Genomic DNA, 16,880 nt, shown 5'->3' with positions numbered 1-16,880 from the left:
ACGCTGGGATGGATGCTGGTGCGGCCGACGGGGGTCGAACCCGTAAGCCCGTAAAGGCGGCAGATTTTAAGTCTGCTGAGTCTACCAATTTCTCCACGGCCGCACGGCAAGCCCGGTATTGTGGTCGGTTGGGCGCGGTGATGCAAGCTCCGCGCGGCGTTTGCAGCGATATGGCCGGGCCATACGGCAGCTTGCATGGGCAAGTGGCGCTTGTTACGCCTGGTAACAATGTTGAGCCTGCGGTTTCACCTGGATTTTCCCAGGAATCTACAATACGGTTTATCGAATAACGACTTGCAAGAGGCAAGGATCATGAAACGTTGGTTGCTCGCAGGACTCGCTTTACTCGGGGGGCTGGCATCGGGTGCGGCAATGGCCCATGTGAGCATTGGCGTGGGCATCGGCCTGCCTGGCGTTGTCGTCGGCGGTCCGGCTTACTACCCGCCGCCGGCCTATGTTGCCGCGCCCCCGGTGGTGATGGCGCCGGCGCCTGTCTACTATGGTCCGCCGCCTGTCGTGGTGCGGCCGGCCCCGGTGTATTACGGTCCGGCCTACTATGGTCCGGCCTACTATGGCCGCGGCTACTATGGGCCGCCGGGGCACTGGCATCGCGAGCATCGCCACTGGCGATAAGCCTGAACGATCTGCCATGCGCAGATCACGGGAAAGGGCCCTTCGGGGCCTTTTTCTATGGTGGCCCCCCTGGAAGGGGCGCTGTAGGCAGGTGTGGCGAATTGGTTCCATCGTTGCCAATGGGGTCAAAAAATTTGAAGAGACAGATCAAACGGGTGCTTATATCGTTATTAGGGTTTCCCCTTATACTCTCGCTGTGACACCGTGATGACAAGATTCCACAAAGCTCTGACATCTGGTGCCCTCTCCAGCACACAGTATTCCCAAGTGAATCCGACCATGAAGATCAAGAATAGCCTGGTAGCGATCGCAGCACTGACCGCCCTGTCCGCACTCTCCGCCTCCGCATTTGCCGCCGGTATCGCCAAGGCAGACCCTTACACCGACGGCGCCAAGATGGGCAAGGTAGATCCCTTCACCGACGGCGCGAAGATGGGCAAGGTGGACCCCTTCACCGATGGCGCCAAGATGGGCAAGGTGGACCCGTTCACCGATGGCGCCAAGGTTGGCGATCGCCGCGACCAGTTCAGCGACGGAGCCTGAACCCGCGCTATGCAGGTTCGCGGGCCCTGAGGGCGCCGGCACTTGCAGGAAGCAACGCTCTGCATAAGCAAAAGACCCGCCTGGTGCGGGTCTTTTGCTTGGGCGGTGCGCGGGGATCCGGCCGCCTGGCGGGCCCGGCCGTGGTCATGCCGCGGGCCCTGGCGCGCTATACTTCCGGCTCATTGAACTGATTCACCGAACTGATATTCGAGGAGAGTGGTATGCAGCAGAAAACCGTGCTGACGGCAGATGATGTGAAGAAGGTGCTGGCCGCGGCCGAGGTCGAAGCCAAGAATCACCAATGGGCAGTCTCGATTGCCATCGTTGACGATGGCGGTCACCTGCTGGCGCTGCAGCGCCTGGACGGCGCTGCGCCGATCTCCGGCTACATCGCCACCGAGAAGGCACGTACGTCGTCGCTGGGCCGTCGCGAGTCGAAGGTCTATGAAGACATGATCAACAACGGCCGCCACTCGTTCATGACCGCCCCCGTGCTGCAAGGCATGCTGGAGGGCGGCGTGCCCATCGTCGTCAATGACCAGGTGGTCGGCGCGGTAGGCGTATCTGGCGTGAAATCGACCGAAGACGCGCAGATCGCGCGCGCCGGCATTGCCGCCCTGGGCGTCTGAGCCAGGCCTGCGCAGCAAGGCAGGTCGCGGTGCGGCAATGAGCCTGGCTCACTGGTGCACCGCTAGTTTCTGATTGCGCATCGAAAGCATTGCCTTGCCCAAGACCGGAGCCTGCCGAAAGGCTTCGCCGCCGGGCTGCCGGTTCCGGTGGCCGGAGATGCTTCCCCCCTCGCGTCCTTTCGTCATCACATCGTTTCCGCCTGCATGGCCATTGCCTTGCGGGGGAGGGCGCTTGTGCAAGCCGAACCTCCGCGTGTCGCTGACGCGGGCACGCGACGATCTCATTTTGTCAGGATCAGCTTGCCATAGCGCGTGATGCGCAGGGTATAGACCTCGCCATTGTGCAGGATCGGCAGCAGGTTGTTGCCGCGCATCAGCGTGTCCAGGGGGACTGCGTTGCCTGCCGGCGCGGCGGGCAGGCTGTCGCGTACCAGGGCTTCGAGCCGGGCGGGCAAGGCAGCCACGGCGGATTTCATCGATTCGATCGCCGCGCTGGCCGGGCTCTCGCGCCGCGCCTGATGGGACTTGTTGGGTGTGACTTCGACCCGGCGCAGGGAAAGACGGCGGCGGGTGACATGCGGTTGCGGCAGCGGCAGGGTGCTCATCGGCAGGCTCCGGTCCGATGGTCTGTGGCGGCACGCGGGACTGCGTACTGACAAGACCGGGTTCAAGGTGATCTCATATTAAATGAGAACCGTTATCATTACAATAGACTTTTTCAGTCTCTGCTTGCGCGTCCCATAGCAGCATCCCGCTTCGCTGCAATGCATACCGCGAGCGGCTCCGGCAAACGAAAAGGGCACTCCATGGAGTGCCCTTTTCGATCTTCCCGCGCATGCGGCATGTCGGTGCCGCATGGCGCGACGCGCTGCCGCCGTCAGTGCTTTGGCTCGGTAATAAAGCCAATCTTCCCCAGCCCGCCGTGCTGCGCGGCGGCCATCACCTCGGCCACGAACTCGTAGCGCACGGCGCGATCGGCGCGCAGGTGCAGTTCCGGCTGCGGTTGCAGTTGCGCGGCCTGGGCGATGTTGGCTTCGAGCGTGGGCTCGTCCACTTCGCTCTGGTTCCAGAAGATCTTGCCGCCGGCGTCGATCGATACGTTGATGTTCTGCGGCTTGGGATCGTTGGGCGTGTTGGTCGCGCGCGGCAGGTCGATCTTGACCGCGTGGTTGATGACCGGGATGGTGATGATGAAGATGATCAGCAGCACCAGCATGACGTCGACCAGCGGCGTCATGTTGATTTCGCTCATTACTTCGTCATCGTCCGAATCTAGTGTGCCGAATGCCATGATGACTTCCTTGTTGCGTTGCTGCGGCCTTACTGGTTCTTGACGGCGAGGCGCACGCCATTGTCGTCGGCGCCGGCGCGGTTGCTGGCCGGGCGCACGCGGGCACCGGTGATGAAGTAGGCATGCAGGTCATGGGCGAAGCGGTTGAGCTTCGAGATCACGCCCTTGTTGCCCCGGCTCAGCGCGTTGTAGCCGAGCACCGCGGGGATGGCCACGGCCAGGCCGAAGGCGGTCATGATCAGTGCCTCGCCCACCGGGCCGGCCACCTTGTCGATGGTCGGCACGCCGGAGGCACCGATACCGATCAGTGCGTGATAGATGCCCCACACGGTACCGAACAGGCCGACGAACGGCGCGGTGGAACCGACCGAGGCCAGCACGGCCAGGCCCGATTGCATGCGGGCGACGGCCTCGTCGATGGCGCTCTTGAGCGAGCGGGTGATCCAGTCCGAGATGTCCATCACGTCGTGCAATTGCGGCTGGCTGGCGCGATGGTGCTGCGCGGCTTCCTTGCCGGTCACGGCGAGCGTGCGGAACGGGTTGGCGTCGCTGCTGCCGAGCGTTTCGAGCGCATGATCGAAATCGTCGGAATGCCAGAACTGCTTTTCAGCGCCGTGCGCCATCTTCTTGAGCCGGAACAGATCCCACGCCTTCGTGAGAATCACGATCCACGAAGCCAGCGACATGATGAGCAGAATGATGGCGGTGGCACGCATGACGAAATCGCCTTGCGTCCAGAGGTGAGAGAGTCCGAGGTCCTGCATGATGGTTCCTGGTGAGGTCGGTATTGAAATCAGTTGAGTTCGAAGTTGAACGGCTGGAGCACGTTGACTGTCTCGGCTCGGCCATTGTTCACATAGGGTTTGCAGCGGATCCGCTTGGCAGCATCCAGTGCGGCCTGATCCAGGCGGCTTGACCCGCTCGAAACGGTCACGACGGTCTTGACGGGCTTGGCAGTCTCATCGAGCGTGATGCGCACCGTGGTCTTGCCCATTTCGCCCACGCGCTGTGCCTGTTTCGGATACACGGGCGGCGGTTGTTCGCACTGTATCTCGCCAGCACCGATCGTGCGCGGCGCAGCCGGCGCGGCCGGTGCTGGCGGCTCGGGTGCGGGTGCAGGTGGCGCGGGCGGTGCGGGTGGCGCCGGCGGCGCTTCCACGGCGTTGGGCGTAGGCGGCAGCGAAGCCACCGGCGTCGGCGTCGGGCGCGGCTGTGGCTGCGGCGGGATGGGCTTGGTGATCTTGACCTGCCTGGGCGGTGCTTCCGGCTGAGGCTTTGGCGTCTCGGCGGGCTTCTGGGGCGGTTCGAGCGGGATGATGCGGGCGACGATTTCCGGCGAGATCACGGCCTCCGTGATTTTGCGCCCCAGGCCGCTCTGGATCAGGTAAAGCAGGCCGGCGTGAAACAGCAGGACGGCGAGCGTGATCTTTAAAAAACGTTGATCGAACATGAGAAAACAGCAGATGTCGGCGAACTGGCACTGCGCCGGCTTTTATTAGCGATAGGGCCTATTTGCGATAGAACAGGATCAGCGAGATGCCACAACCGACCAGCAAGCTAAGCAGCAATTCCATGATAAACGCTCCTTCAACAGGGATGCCGGTGGGAGCGCCGCTCTCGGGGCAGCGTGTCAGGGGGCAAGTATAAACGATAATGATTCTTATTTGGTGGCATTTTTGTGCAACGCATGGTTCGTCAGCGCGCAGCCGTCTTTATACGCCGATTTGACCGCCGGTTGCCCCAGTGTTCCCGGCCCTGCGGCAAAATGCGCGTTCTCGCACGGCACAGGGTTGCCGGCAATGTCCGATCTGCCACAAAGCGCGCTAGCATAGGAAAAGAAGAGCAATTCGCCGCGCCGGCCACGGCGCTCCCCCGTGCGAGAGGACCAGGCCATGGACTTCACCCGTTTCGCCGAAGACGACAGCTCTACGCTCCTGCATGCCACCGCCGGCACGCCAGGCACCTCCGCGCTTGACTGGATGTGCGCCCAGTTCGCCTTGCGCGTGGTGTGCGCGCTGGGGCCGCGCTTCAATCTGCGCAGCAACATCAACGACATACTGACCGTCAGTGCCCAGGAAATGGTCTGGCCCTATGGCGTGGTGCTGCGCGTCCAGCGTTTTCTGGCGGCGCGCTGCGCCGATATGCCGGCCTGGAAGGGCGCCGCGCGGCTGACGCCCGAGGAGTTTCTGGAGCGGCACGGGCAATGGAACAGCGCCTTCGACGAAAGCGCATTGTTCTATTACCTTGACGAGTACGTCAAGCACCACGCCAAGGACATGTTCGCCGTGTTCGATGTGTCGGCGGCGTCGCTGGCCGCGCGCCTGGATGGCGAGCGCGTGCTGCTGGTGCGCAATATCGACATGCTCAGCCATGTGCTCGACCTGCCGGAGCACGAACGCAAGCTGCTGCTGTACGCGGCGCTGGCCAAATACAAGCGCGACCTGCGCGCGGTAATGGTGGACTGCAAGGTGGCGCATAGCCAGGAGGCCTTCCAGATCCTGGCCGGGCTGACCGGCGCCAGCCCGGGCGCGGTGGCGGCCTCGCTACGGCCCGGTTCTCGCCTGGAGACGCTCAACCTGATCGAGCAGCCCTTGCCCGAGAACAGCGTGACGGATCTCGGCGACCTGATGCGGCTGTCGGATCGCTTGCTGCACGTGCTGCTCGGCAACTACGCGAACGAGGCCGAGATGATGGCGGTCTTCACGCGGCCGGCGGCGGCGCCTACGCTGGGCACCGGCGACTATCCGCATGTGGAGACCGATGCACGTTACCTGTCGGCGCTGCTGGCGAACGCCACGCGGCAGCATGCCTGCGGCGTCAATGTGCTGATCTACGGTCCGCCGGGAACCGGCAAGACCGAGTTCGCGCGCCTGCTGGCGCGCGAGGCGGGCTGCGAACTGTACGAAGTGGATTGCCTGGACCGCGAAGGCAACAGCCTGTCGGGCAAGGACCGCTACCGCTCGCTGCAGGTGTCGCAGGCCTTCCTGCGCGGCCGTCCGCGCACGGCGCTGCTGTTCGATGAGGTCGAGGACGTGTTCCCCGGCAGCGCGCGCGAGCTGACCAGCCTGTTCGGGCAGGAGGACGCCCGCGGCTCGGTGAACGGCAAGGCGTGGGTCAACCAGACGCTGGAGCAGAACCCGGTGCCGGTGATCTGGATTTCAAACTCGATTCGACAGATCGATCCGGCCTACCTGCGCCGCTTCCAGTTTCACCTGGAGCTGAAGATCCCGCCGCCGCTGGTGCGCGAAAACATCATCCGCAAGCACCTCGGTACGCTGGACGTGAGCGACGCCTTCATCGCGTTGCTGGCGGCGCGCAAGACCCTGACGCCGGCGCAGGTGCAGTCGGCAGCGCGCTTCGTACAGCTGGCGGGCCCCGGCGTGGCCGAGCCGGTGGAGGCGCTGATATTGCGACAGCTCGACCATGCCGATCGCGCCATGGGCTTGCGCCCGGAAGTGGAAGGGCGGCCGGTGGTGACGCACTACCGGCTGGACTATCTCAACCTGGAGACCCGCTACGAAGTGGGCAAGATCGTGCAGGCGCTCAAGGCGCGCCAGCGCGGGACGCTCTGCTTCTACGGACCGCCCGGCACGGGCAAGACCGCGCTGGCGGAGCACATCGCGGCGGCGCTGGAGCAGCCGCTGATGATCCGCCGCGCCTCCGACCTGATGAGCAAGTATGTGGGCGAAACCGAACAGCAGATCGCCGCCATGTTCGCCCGGGCCGAAGAGGACGGCGCGATACTGCTGCTCGACGAGGCCGACAGCTTCATGCAGAGCCGGCAGAACGCGGTGCGCAATTATGAAGTGTCTGAGGTCAACGAGATGCTGCAGGGCATGGAGCGCTTCAACGGCATCTTCGTCTGCACCACCAACCTGTTCGAACGGATCGACGAGGCGGCGCTGCGGCGCTTCTCGTTCAAGATCCGTTTCCTGCCGCTGAAGGTGGAGCAACGCACCGCGATGTTTATCGAGGAAGCGCTGGACGCCGACGCCGGCCGCCTGGATGCCGCAATGCGCGAGGAACTGGCGAAGCTGGATTGCCTGACGCCGGGCGATTTCGCCACCGTCAAGCGGCAGTGCGTGCTGCTGGAGGAAACGCTGACGCCCGATGAATTCCTGGCACAACTGCGCCAGGAACATGCGGTCAAGCCCGATGTGCGGCAGCGCCGGCCACTAGGTTTTCTCCAGTAGCCGGACCGGATCGATACGGTTAAAGGCGCCGCCGCCGCCTCAGCCGAGCGCCGGCGCGGGTTCGATCACCACGGTTTCGGCCGGCGCATCCACGTGCAGCAGCGCCGCTGCCATGGCGCGCAGGTGGGCGGCATCCTTGGTCGACGCGTAGCGGTCGACCGGCACGGCGCCGGCATCGGCGGCCATGCCGTGCTCGGCGAGCTTGCGGTGCAATTGCCGTGCAATCGCGTCACCGGTGTCGACCAGCGCCAGCCGGTCGCCCACCAGATCGCGCACGGCGTCGGACAGGAAGGGGTAATGGGTGCAGCCAAGCACCAGCGTATCGGCGCCGGCTTCCAGCATCGGTGAAAGGTAGGCCGTGAGTTTCTCGCGCACGGCCGGCCCGTTCACATCGCCCTGCTCGATCAGCGGAACCAGCCCGACGCCCGCCTCGCACAGGAAGCGGCTCTCGCCTTCCATCGAGGCGAGCAGCCGGCCGAACTTCGCGCTCTTCAATGTATTGCTGGTGGCCAGCACGCCAACCACCTTGCTGCGGCTTGCCGCGGCGGCAGGCTTCAGGCCCGGCTCGACGCCGACGATGGGTAGCGCAAGCCGCGCGCGCAGCGTCTGCACTGCATGCATGGTGGCCGTGTTGCAGGCGATCACCAGGGCCTTGCAGCCCTGCGCCACCAGCCACTCGCAAACCTGCAGGGTGCGTGCTTCGACGAAGCGTTCGGGTTTCTCGCCATAAGGCGCGTATTTCGAGTCGGCGACGTAGATCAGCGATTCATGCGGCAGCAGGGCGCGGACTTCGCGCAATACGGACAGGCCGCCGAGGCCGGAATCGAAGATGCCGATGGGTGCGTTGTTCACGGGGAGGATAAAAAGGCAATCGGACGGTCGGACAGTCGGGCCAGCAAGAGGGCCGGTAGCAAAAAGCCGGGTCGGAAGACCCGGCTTTCGCTGACAGCATGGCTGTCGCGGTGCGGCACGCTTTACAGCGCTGCGACCGGGATCTTGCCGATCTTGGCCTGCCATTCAGCAGGGCCGGTCTTGTGCACCGAGGTGCCTTCGCTGTCCACGGCCACCGTCACGGGCATGTCCTTGACGTCGAACTCGTAGATGGCTTCCATGCCGAGGTCTTCGAAGCCGACCACCTTGGCGTGCTTGATGGCCTTCGCCACCAGGTAGGCTGCGCCGCCGACCGCCATCAGGTAGGCCGACTTGTGCTTCTTGATGGCCTCGATCGCCACCGGGCCGCGCTCGGCCTTGCCGATCATCGAGATCAGGCCGGTTTCGGCCAGCATCATCTCGGTGAACTTGTCCATGCGCGTGGCGGTGGTGGGTCCTGCCGGGCCGACGGCTTCGTCGCGCACCGGGTCGACCGGACCGACGTAGTAGATCACGCGGTTCTTGAAGTCCACCGGCAGCTTCTCGCCCTTGGCCAGCATGTCGGCGATGCGCTTGTGCGCGGCGTCGCGCCCGGTCAGCATCTTGCCGTTGAGCAGCAGGGTCTGGCCGGGCTTCCATGAGGCGACTTCTTCCGGCGTCAGCGTGTTGAGGTCGACGCGCTTGGAGGTTTCGGTGTTCGGTGCCCACTCCACCTTCGGCCAGGCCGACAGGTCGGGGGCCTCGAGCTTGGCCGGGCCGCTGCCATCCAGCGTGAAGTGCACGTGGCGGGTAGCCGCGCAGTTCGGGATCATCGCCACCGGCTTGGAAGCCGCGTGGGTCGGGTAGCCCATGATCTTGACGTCGAGCACGGTGGCCAGGCCGCCCAGGCCCTGCGCGCCGATGCCCAGTGCATTGACCTTCTCGTACAGCTCGACGCGCAGTTCCTCGATCCAGTCCTGCGGGCCGCGTGCGATCACATCCTGGATGTCGATCGGGTCCATCAGCGATTCCTTGGCCATGACCATGGCCTTCTCGGCGGTACCGCCGATGCCGATGCCCAGCATGCCCGGCGGGCACCAGCCGGCGCCCATGGTCGGCACGGTCTTGAGCACCCAGTCGACGATGGAGTCGGAGGGGTTGAGCATCACGAACTTCGACTTGTTCTCGGAGCCGCCGCCCTTGGCCGCCACCTGGATGTCCACCGTATTGCCGGGCACCACTTCATAGTGGATCACGGCGGGAGTGTTGTCCTTGGTGTTCTTGCGGCCGCCTTCGGGCGGGTTCACGATGGAGGCGCGCAGCACGTTGTCGGGGTTGGTGTAGCCGCGGCGCACGCCTTCGTTGATCATGTCCGAGAGCCCCATGGTGGCGCCGTCCCAGCGCACGTCCATGCCCACCTTGACGAAGATCGTGACGATGCCGGTGTCCTGGCAGATCGGGCGCTTGCCTTCTGCGCACATGCGGCTGTTGGTCAGGATCTGCGCGATCGCATCCTTGGCGGCGGGACTCTGCTCCAGCTCATAGGCGCGGCCCAGGCTGGTGATGTAGTCCATCGGGTGGTAGTAGCTGATGTACTGGAGGGAGTCGGCGACGCTCTGGATGAGGTCTTCTTGCTTGATGACAGTCATTTTATGGGGAGGACAGTCGAGGGGAAATTCAACCCGCGATGATACACCCAGGCGGGGTGGGTTGCCGGCCTGCATGCGCTTGTCGACAGTCTCTCGGGTGATGCCGGCGCCACCGCGCGTGACCGCGCGCACCCGACGGCCGCGGCCCGTCAGCCCGCGTGGCCGGAGTCGGCCCCGCGCGACGTGGCACGGTCGGCGCGCCACGCGCCGCGCGCGATCGGACCGGGCCAGCTGGCCAGCCCGATGCCGGCCAGCACGCACGCCAGCGCCACGCCATGCGCCCAGCCGGGCTGCTCGCCCAGGAAGACGATGCCATAGGTGGCGGCAGCCACCGGCAGTACCGCCGTGAACACGCCGGCCAGTTGCGCCGGTACGTGGCGCACGCCTTTCATCCACAACCAGAACGAGAAGATGCTGGCCGACAGTGCGTACCAGAGCAGCATCAGCCAGATGGGCCCCGGGACCGTGCTCGCGTCGAAATTCAGCAGCGGCACCAGGCCCAGCGGCAGCATCAGCAGTCCGCCGATCAGGTGTGTGTACGCGCAGATCTCGATGGCAGCCAGCGTCTGCGCCAGGCGCCGCGAGAGGATCACATAGATCGACTCGCAGATCACCGCACCCATGATCATCAGGTTGCCGAGCAGCGCGCGCTCGCCGCCGCTGCCGTGATCCGTGCCGCGCGCCACGTTCAGCACCGCAATGCCTGCAACCGCCAGCAGCACCGATAACACCGTGCGCCGCGATAGCCGCTCGCGCAGGATCAGCCAGGAGAGCAGGGCGACCGTGGCCGGGATGGTGCTGGTGATCACGCCCGCCGCCATGGCGCTGGTCAGGCGTACCCCGCCCAGCATCAGCAGCGTGAACAGGAAGGTGCCGAAGAACGCCTGCAGGAAAAGGTTGAGCCACTCGCCGCGCGACACCATCCGCATGCGTGACGGCCGGTACCAGGGCGCCAGGCAGGCAATGGCGATGGCAAAGCGCAGCAGGGCGAACAGCAGGATCGGCACATAGGCCACGATGGCCTTGCCCAGGCCGACATTGCTGCCGACCAGGGCCATGGCGGCGATCAGGAAGAGGGCGTGGATGGGCACGTGCGTTGCGTGAAAGCCATGGGAGCGGCAGGGATTCGGAGGTGTGTGCGGCGGCCCGCGCGACCTGCAATGCCGTAGCGCCATGTTCGGGAAAGGGCTCGCGGCATTATAGCTGTGCTAGCCTAATGGATAAGGCTGCACATCCCATGCGCGGATGCTTCGCCGGGACGATATTTCATGCTGCATTGCAACAGCCAGCGCGCCGGCGCCGGCTGTTGCCTGCGTCAGGTTTAAGTAAGGCGTCGCGCGTAAGTTGGCAGCCAAGCAGCCAGGCCATATCAGGAGACAAACAAATGTCCGCCATCGAGTCGGTGATGCAGGAGCATCGCGTTTTCAATCCCCCGGAGTCGTTCGCCAAGCACGCCGCGATCCCCAGCATGGAGGCTTACCAGGTGCTGTGCGACGAAGCCGAGCGCGACTACGAAGGCTTCTGGGCCCGCCACGCGCGCGAGCTGTTGCACTGGAACAAGCCGTTCACCAAGGTGCTCGACGAGAGCAACGCGCCGTTTTACAAGTGGTTCGAGGACGGCGAACTCAATGCCTCGTACAACTGCCTGGACCGCAACCTGGACAACGGCAACGCCGACAAGGTCGCCATCGTCTTCGAGGCCGACGACGGCGCCGTCAGCAAGGTGACCTACCGCCAGTTGCACGCCAAGGTTTGCCAGTTCGCCAATGGCCTGCGGGGGCTCGGCATCAAGAAGGGCGACCGCGTCGTCATCTATATCCCGATGTCGGTCGAGGGCGTCGTGGCCATGCAGGCCTGCGCCCGCATCGGCGCGACCCATTCGGTGGTGTTCGGCGGTTTCTCCGCCAAGTCGCTGCAGGAGCGGCTGGTCGACGTCGGCGCGGTGGCGCTGATCACCGCCGACGAACAGATGCGCGGTGGCAAGGCGCTGCCGCTCAAGGCCATCGCCGATGAAGCGCTGGCGCTCGGTGGCTGCGAAGCGGTCAGGAATGTGATCGTGTACCGCCGCACCGGCGGCAAGGTCAACTGGACCGAAGGCCGCGACCTCTGGATGGACGACGTCGCCGCCGGCCAGCCGGAAACCTGCGAGGCCGAACCCGTCAGCGCCGAGCATCCGCTGTTCGTGCTCTATACCTCGGGCTCCACCGGCAAGCCCAAGGGCGTGCAGCACAGCACCGGCGGCTACCTGCTGTGGGCGCTGATGACGATGAAGTGGAGCTTCGACATCAAGCCCGACGACCTGTTCTGGTGTACCGCCGACATCGGCTGGGTCACCGGGCACACCTATATCGCCTACGGCCCGCTGGCCGCCGGCGCCACCCAGGTGGTGTTCGAGGGCGTGCCGACCTATCCCAATGCCGGCCGTTTCTGGGACATGATCGCACGCCACAAGGTCAGCATCTTCTACACCGCGCCGACCGCGATCCGCTCCCTGATCAAGGCGGCCGAGGCCGACGAGAAGATCCATCCGAAGCAATACGATCTGTCCAGCCTGCGCCTGCTGGGCACGGTGGGCGAGCCCATCAACCCCGAAGCGTGGATGTGGTACTACCGCAATATCGGCGGCGAGCGCTGCCCGATCGTCGACACCTTCTGGCAGACCGAGACCGGCGGCCACATGATCACGCCGCTGCCGGGCGCCACGCCGCTGGTGCCGGGTTCCTGCACCTTGCCGCTGCCGGGCATCATGGCGGCCATCGTGGATGAAACCGGGCAGGACGTGCCCAACGGCAATGGCGGCATCCTGGTGGTCAAGCGCCCGTGGCCCTCGATGATCCGCACCATCTGGGGCGACCCGGAGCGCTTCAAGAAGAGCTACTTCCCGGAAGAGCTGGGCGGCACGCTCTATCTTGCCGGCGACGGTTCGATCCGCGACAAGGACACCGGCTACTTCACCATCATGGGCCGCATCGACGACGTGCTCAACGTCTCGGGCCACCGCATGGGCACGATGGAAATCGAGTCCGCGCTGGTGTCCAACCCGATGGTGGCCGAGGCCGCAGTGGTGGGCCGGCCGGATGACATGACCGGCGAAGCCATCTGTGCCTTCGTGGTGCTCAAGCGTTCGCGCCCGAACGAGGAAGAAGCCAGGCAGATCGCCGCCGAGCTGCGCAACTGGGTGGGCAAGGAGATCGGTCCGATCGCCAAGCCCAAGGACATCCGCTTCGGCGACAACCTGCCCAAGACGCGCTCCGGCAAGATCATGCGGCGCCTGTTGCGCTCGCTGGCCAAGAACGAGGAAATCACCCAGGACACCTCCACCCTGGAAAACCCCGCCATCCTGGATCAGTTGAAACAGGCCCAATAACGGGGCTACAAACCAGCCTGCCGGCGCGCCATGCCGGCAGGTTCCCGCCGCATCCACCCCGCCCGTCCAACCACTTTTCCCATGCCCGACGAACAGTCGCGCTTTCGCCGCCGGCTGCTGTTGTACTACGGCCTGTTCACCGTCGGCCTGTTCACCTTTATCGGCATGATGAGCCTGCTGGAGCATTCCAGCGGCGATGCGCTCTGGCTTGGCTATGTCTTCCTGTTCGTCACCATCGCCATCTATGCGTGCATCGGGCTGATCTGCCGTACCTCGGATCTCAATGAGTACTATGTAGCCGGACGGCGCGTGCCGGCCTTGTTCAACGGCATGGCGATCGCGGCCGACTGGATGAGCGCGGCGTCCTTCATCGGCCTGGCCGGCATCCTGTTCGCGTCGGGCTACGAAGGGCTGGCCTATGTGATGGGCTGGACCGGCGGCTATTGCCTGGTGGCTTTCCTGCTCGCGCCCTATCTGCGCAAGTACGGCGGCTACACCATTCCCGACTTCCTGGCGGCGCGCTACGGCAACGGCAAGCCCGGCGGCAATATGCCGGTGCGCGCGATTGCCGTGCTGGCGGCATCGCTGTGCTCCTTCGTCTATCTGGTGGCGCAGATCCAGGGGGTGGGGCTGATCGTCACGCGCTTTATCGGCGTGGAGTTTGCCGTCGGCGTGTTCTTCGGCCTGGCCGGTATTCTGGTGTGCTCTTTCCTGGGCGGCATGCGGGCAGTGACGTGGACCCAGGTGGCGCAGTACATCATGCTGATCGTGGCCTTCCTGGCGACGGTCTCGATGATTGCCTGGAAGCATCATCACGAAGCGCTGCCGCAGCTGAGCTACGGCAAGCTGCTGTCGCAGATCGACGCGCGCGAGCGCAGCATGGAGCGCGACCCGGCGGAGCAGGCCGTGCGCGAGTACTACCGGCAGCAGGCGATCCAGATGCAGGAGCGCATCGCCAGGTTGCCGCAATCGTATGACGAGGAGCGTAACGCGCTGGCCGTGCGCCTCCAGGAACTGCGCCTGCGCAATGCGCCGCTGCGCGAGATCAAGACGGTCGAGCGCGAACGGGTCGAGTATCCGCGCGACGTGGCCGCGGCCCAGCAGCAATGGAACCAGCAGCGCGAGGAAGCACTGGCACGCAGCCAGCCGAGCATTCCGTCGACGGAACCCTATCCTTCCCCTTCGGAGGGGGAGCGCAAGACCAAGCGCCTGAATTTCGTATTGCTGGTGTTCTGCCTGATGCTGGGAACCGCCAGCCTGCCGCATATCCTGACCCGGCTCTACACAACGCCGTCGGTGAAGGAGTCGCGCAACTCCGTGGCCTGGGCGGTGTTCTTCATCGCGCTGCTCTATGTGTCGGCGCCGGCGCTGGCCGCGCTGGTCAAGTACGAATTCCTCCAGCACCTGGTCGGCACGCCCTATGCGGAACTGCCGCAATGGGTGGTGCAGTGGCGCAAGGTCGATCCGCCGGTGTTCGGCATCCGCGATGTCAACGGCGATGGCATCGTGCAGTGGGCGGAGCTGCTGATCCAGCCCGACATGATCGTGCTTGCGGCACCGGAGATCGCCGGCCTGCCCTATGTGATCTCGGGGCTGGTTGCCGCCGGCGCGCTGGCGGCGGCGCTGTCCACCGCCGACGGCCTGCTCCTGACCATCGCCAATGCGCTCTCGCACGATGTTTTCTATCATATGATCGACCGCACGGCGAGCCACCAGCGGCGGGTCACCACCGCCAAGATCGTGCTGCTGGGCGTGGCACTGTTTGCCTCTTATGTCACCTCGCTGCGCCCCGGCAATATCCTCTTCCTGGTCGGCGCGGCGTTCTCGCTGGCGGCCTCCAGCTTTTTCCCGGTACTGGTGCTGGCGATCTTCTGGCGGCGCACCACGGCCGCCGGCGCGGTCGCGGGCATGGCAGCGGGACTCGGGGTGTCCGTTTACTATATTTTCGTCAACTATCCCTTCTTCACCCGCATGACAGGCTTCTTCGGCAACCGCTGGTTTGGCGTGGACCCGATCGCATCCGGTGCCTTCGGCGTCCCGGCGGGCTTTGCCGTGGCCATCCTGGTGAGCCTGCTGACGCCCCGCAATGCACCGGTGATAGACCGCCTGGTGACTTACTTGCGACGCGGCTAACGGATTGCATCAAGAAACACTGGATTTGCTGAGCAAGCCTGCTATAATCGCGGACTTCTCGGAGAGATGGATGAGCGGTTTAAGTCGCACGCCTGGAAAGCGTGTATAGGTTAATAGCCTATCGGGGGTTCGAATCCCCCTCTCTCCGCCAGTTTCATGGAAAAAGCCCTTGGTTCCCAAGGGCTTTTTCCATTTCCGGCGCAGCAGATACGCCGAGGCATTCACGCCTCAACGCAGGGTGTGGCTCCGGTGTCAAGTCCTGACATAGGTTGACACCCCGCTGCACGCGGTTTGCTCGTTCAAGTTGTAGCAAGAGACGCCCGATGAACCTCATTGGGCGTTTTGTATTTCAGCGACTGATGCGGTCGCTCGCGGTTGTAGATACGGATGGACTGTTCGACCATGCGAGCGGCCTGCTTCAGGTCGGCAGGCCGCTGCAGCAAGAACTCGCTTTTGAGAATGCCGTTGACGCGTTCTGCCATGGCATTCTGGTAACAATCGTAGCCATCGGTCATGGAGCAAATCAGCCCATGGCGCTGATGGATCTCCTGGTAGTAGGTCAAGCAGTACTGGATCCCGCGATCCGAGTGGTGAACCAGCGGCTGGCGCGTGCTGCGGCCCCGCAGCGCCATCCTCAGCGCCTGGCTCACCTGCTCGGTCTGCAGGCTGTCATGCACGTGGTAGCCGACGATCTTGCGAGAGTAGGCGTCGGTCACCAGGCTTAGGTAGACGAAGCGCTGGGCGGTCGGCAAGTACGTGATGTCAGCCACCCAGACCTGTTCCGGACCCGTTGGAACAACCTTCTGGGGCCCATCCTTGAGCAGGTTGGGATGTCGCCGGAAGCGATGATGGCTATGCGTGGTCTTGTGATAAGCCCGCTGCGGCGCCACCAGCAAGCGAGCCGCACGCAGTATGTCGAACAAGCGGTCACGGCCGATCTGGATACCGGCCTGAGCCAAGGGTGAGCGCAAGATGTGCTGAAGCTTGCGCGTGCCCAAGCGCGGCTGGCGCAGGCGAGTGTAGGTCACCATGGCGCAAACCTTGGCGTCTCGCTCAAGCCGCAGGCGCTCACTGTGCTGGCGTTTGTAGTATGCCTGTCGGCTGATGCCGACATAGCGGCAGGCCCTGCTGACGCTCAGCCCTTGGACGAGCTTTTGCGCGAGGACCTGCCCGAGGGCTTTTTTACGATGCGAACCCCGTGCTCCTTCTGGATCACGTCGATCACGGCCTCAAACAAGCGAGCCTTCTCGTTCGCCTCCTTCAGCTGTACTTCCAATTCCTTGATCCGCTGCTCCGGCGTCAGTGGCTTGTCGGTTTCGTTTCCCATGGCGGTGCTGGCAGCTCTACGCGACGACGAGCCGCTCCAGTCCTGTAGTCCGTGCTTGCGTAACCATACCAGCACTGTCGAGCGCCCCTGGATCCCGTACCGCTGTTGGGCCTGCTTGTAGGTCAATTCGCCTTTTTCGACCTGCTCCACCACCGCTAGTTTAAAAGCCAGGCTGTAGTCCCGCTGAGTTCGCTTTTCGACCGCTTCCAATTGACTCTCCTTCCTGTCTGGGGGGAAAGTGTCAACCTTAGTCAGGACGGGTCACG

General features: G+C 64.4%; 14 protein-coding genes and 2 tRNA genes. 7 read left to right on the top strand and 9 right to left on the bottom strand.

All coding sequences use genetic code 11. The annotated features are described in order from the left end of the window. Window positions 1-16: 16 nt before the first annotated feature. Window positions 17-103: transfer RNA gene (locus tag AC3FOF_RS38445), tRNA-Leu, on the bottom strand. Between the two features lie 209 nt (window positions 104-312). On the opposite strand from AC3FOF_RS38445, the gene AC3FOF_RS38440 reads away from it, so the two are divergent. The 3 genes from AC3FOF_RS38440 (at window position 313) to AC3FOF_RS38430 (ending at window position 1,805) form a co-directional block, all read left to right on the top strand. After that, a complete protein-coding gene (locus AC3FOF_RS38440; protein ID WP_035815098.1) occupies window positions 313-633 on the top strand; it encodes a hypothetical protein in 321 nt (106 codons plus the stop codon). 279 nt (window positions 634-912) lie between these two features. Beyond that, on the top strand, window positions 913-1,176 hold the full coding sequence (locus tag AC3FOF_RS38435; protein WP_017229361.1) for a hypothetical protein: 264 nt from the start codon (window positions 913-915) through the stop codon (window positions 1,174-1,176). A gap of 221 nt (window positions 1,177-1,397) precedes the next feature. After that, a complete protein-coding gene (locus AC3FOF_RS38430) occupies window positions 1,398-1,805 on the top strand; it encodes a heme-binding protein (protein ID WP_017229362.1) in 408 nt (135 codons plus the stop codon). A 281-nt stretch (window positions 1,806-2,086) separates the two neighbouring features. On the opposite strand, the gene AC3FOF_RS38425 is transcribed toward AC3FOF_RS38430, so the two are convergent. The 4 genes from AC3FOF_RS38425 to AC3FOF_RS38410 all read right to left on the bottom strand — a co-directional run bounded on the left by AC3FOF_RS38425 (window position 2,087) and on the right by AC3FOF_RS38410 (window position 4,546). Further along, the gene (locus AC3FOF_RS38425; protein ID WP_017229364.1) at window positions 2,087-2,410 is read right to left on the bottom strand and encodes a hemin uptake protein HemP; all 324 of its coding nucleotides are present in this window, start codon (window positions 2,408-2,410) and stop codon (window positions 2,087-2,089) included. Between the two features lie 272 nt (window positions 2,411-2,682). After that, window positions 2,683-3,096, bottom strand: coding sequence for an ExbD/TolR family protein (locus AC3FOF_RS38420; protein ID WP_017229365.1), 414 nt, complete (start codon window positions 3,094-3,096; stop codon window positions 2,683-2,685). A gap of 29 nt (window positions 3,097-3,125) precedes the next feature. Next, window positions 3,126-3,860 carry a MotA/TolQ/ExbB proton channel family protein gene (locus AC3FOF_RS38415; RefSeq protein WP_017229366.1) on the bottom strand — a complete coding sequence of 245 codons (735 nt, stop codon included), beginning with the start codon at window positions 3,858-3,860 and terminating at the stop codon, window positions 3,126-3,128. 29 nt (window positions 3,861-3,889) lie between these two features. Continuing rightward, window positions 3,890-4,546, bottom strand: a complete 657-nt coding sequence (locus tag AC3FOF_RS38410; RefSeq protein WP_488729605.1) for an energy transducer TonB — start codon at window positions 4,544-4,546, stop codon at window positions 3,890-3,892. A 442-nt stretch (window positions 4,547-4,988) separates the two neighbouring features. On the opposite strand from AC3FOF_RS38410, the gene AC3FOF_RS38405 reads away from it, so the two are divergent. Continuing rightward, window positions 4,989-7,289, top strand: coding sequence for an AAA family ATPase (locus tag AC3FOF_RS38405; RefSeq protein ID WP_488729604.1), 2,301 nt, complete (start codon window positions 4,989-4,991; stop codon window positions 7,287-7,289). Window positions 7,290-7,328: 39 nt separating this feature from the next. Here the strand turns inward: AC3FOF_RS38405 and murI are convergent, their stop codons facing one another. From murI to AC3FOF_RS38390, 3 genes are all read right to left on the bottom strand, one after another. After that, the gene (gene murI / locus AC3FOF_RS38400) at window positions 7,329-8,141 is read right to left on the bottom strand and encodes a glutamate racemase (RefSeq protein ID WP_488729603.1); all 813 of its coding nucleotides are present in this window, start codon (window positions 8,139-8,141) and stop codon (window positions 7,329-7,331) included. A gap of 122 nt (window positions 8,142-8,263) precedes the next feature. Next, entirely contained in the window at window positions 8,264-9,787 is a 1,524-nt protein-coding gene (locus AC3FOF_RS38395) for a fumarate hydratase (protein WP_017224547.1), read from the bottom strand. Window positions 9,788-9,936: 149 nt separating this feature from the next. After that, on the bottom strand, window positions 9,937-10,878 hold the full coding sequence (locus tag AC3FOF_RS38390) for a DMT family transporter (protein WP_488729602.1): 942 nt from the start codon (window positions 10,876-10,878) through the stop codon (window positions 9,937-9,939). Window positions 10,879-11,171: 293 nt separating this feature from the next. Here AC3FOF_RS38390 and acs point away from each other — a divergent pair, with 293 nt between their 5' ends. From acs to AC3FOF_RS38375, 3 genes are all read left to right on the top strand, one after another. After that, a complete protein-coding gene (acs, locus tag AC3FOF_RS38385; RefSeq protein ID WP_488729601.1) occupies window positions 11,172-13,154 on the top strand; it encodes an acetate--CoA ligase in 1,983 nt (660 codons plus the stop codon). An 81-nt stretch (window positions 13,155-13,235) separates the two neighbouring features. Next, window positions 13,236-15,287 carry a VC_2705 family sodium/solute symporter gene (locus tag AC3FOF_RS38380; protein WP_488729600.1) on the top strand — a complete coding sequence of 684 codons (2,052 nt, stop codon included), beginning with the start codon at window positions 13,236-13,238 and terminating at the stop codon, window positions 15,285-15,287. Window positions 15,288-15,347: 60 nt separating this feature from the next. Continuing rightward, window positions 15,348-15,438 (top strand) — tRNA-Ser (locus AC3FOF_RS38375). A gap of 148 nt (window positions 15,439-15,586) precedes the next feature. Here the strand turns inward: AC3FOF_RS38375 and AC3FOF_RS38370 are convergent. Continuing rightward, a protein-coding gene (locus AC3FOF_RS38370; protein WP_488725926.1) for an IS3 family transposase occupies window positions 15,587-16,824 on the bottom strand; the annotation gives its coding sequence in 2 pieces (ribosomal slippage) (window positions 15,587-16,473 and window positions 16,473-16,824; 1,239 coding nt in all). Between the last annotated feature and the right edge of the window lie 56 nt (window positions 16,825-16,880).

Source organism: Cupriavidus sp. 96C5-1 (assembly GCF_057798855.1).
Note: the sequence above shows the minus strand (reverse complement) of the source record. Positions and strands in the feature narration are given on the sequence as shown.